Annotated in this window: 1 protein-coding gene; it reads left to right on the top strand. The window is 70.9% G+C overall.

The features are described from left to right. Positions 1–1,184 (top strand): autotransporter outer membrane beta-barrel domain-containing protein (locus ACOJUJ_RS15755; protein ID WP_420127850.1); only part of this gene is annotated, 1,184 nt, incomplete at both ends.

Genomic DNA, 1,184 nt, shown 5'->3' on the forward strand with positions numbered 1-1,184 from the left:
GGCGGCATCGTCGGCGGCAGCGGCACGGTCGGTTCGCTGACCGCCCGCCGCGGCGGCACCGTGGCGCCGGGCAACTCGATCGGCACCTTGAACGTGGCGGGCAACGTCAGCTTCGAGCCGGGTTCGCGCTACGCGGTGGAAGTGGGGCCGAACGGCCAGAGCGATCGGATCCAGAGCAGCGGCTCGGCGACGATTGGCGGCGGTGAGGTGGCGGTGACGCTGGAGAACAGCGCCAACCTGCTGACGCAAAGCGAGGTGCGCAGCCTGCTGGGCCAGCAGTACACCATCCTGAGCGCGCAGCAGGGGGTGAGCGGGCAGTTTGACGCGGTGGCGCCGAACTACCTGTTCCTCGGCACCGGGCTGAGCTACCAGCCGGCCGGGGTGACGCTGAGCGTCGGGCGCAACGGCACGAGCTTCGCCAGCGTGGCGCAGACGCCGAACGAGCGGGCGGTGGCGGCGGCGGCGGATGCGCTGGCGGCGGGCAACCCGGTGTACGAAAGCGTTCTTAACAGCGGTACGGCGGGCGAGGCGCGGCAGGCGTTCCGTCAGCTGTCGGGGCAAATCCATGCGGATATCGCGTCGGCGCTGGTGAACGACAGCCGCTACCTGCGTGAGGCGCTGAACGGGCGGCTGCGTCAGGCGGAAGGGCTGGCGAGCTCGTCGGCCATCAAGGCGGACGAGGACGGCGCCTGGGCGCAGCTGCTGGGGGCGTGGGACCACGCGTCGGGCGACGCCAACGCCACCGGCTATCAGGCCTCGACCTACGGGGTGCTGGTGGGGCTGGACTCGGCGGCGGCGGCCGACTGGCGGCTGGGGGTGGCGACCGGCTACACCCGCACCTCGCTGCACGGCGGCTACGGGTCGAAGGCGGACAGCGACAACTACCACCTGGCGGCGTACGGCGACAAGCAGTTCGGGGCGCTGGCGCTGCGTGGCGGGGCGGGCTACACCTGGCACCGCATCGACACCAAACGGTCGGTGAACTACGGGATGCAGTCGGACCGTGACACGGCGAAGTACAGCGCGCGCACCGAACAGCTGTTCGCGGAAGCGGGCTACAGCGTGCAGGGCGAGTGGCTGAACCTGGAGCCGTTCGTCAACCTGGCGTACGTGAACTTCGAAAACAACGGCATCGCGGAAAGCGGCGGCGCGGCGGCGCTGCGCGGCGACAAGCAGCACACGGA

The sequence above is a fragment of the Longimicrobium sp. genome (assembly GCF_048594345.1).
Lineage (GTDB): Bacteria > Gemmatimonadota > Gemmatimonadetes > Longimicrobiales > Longimicrobiaceae > Longimicrobium.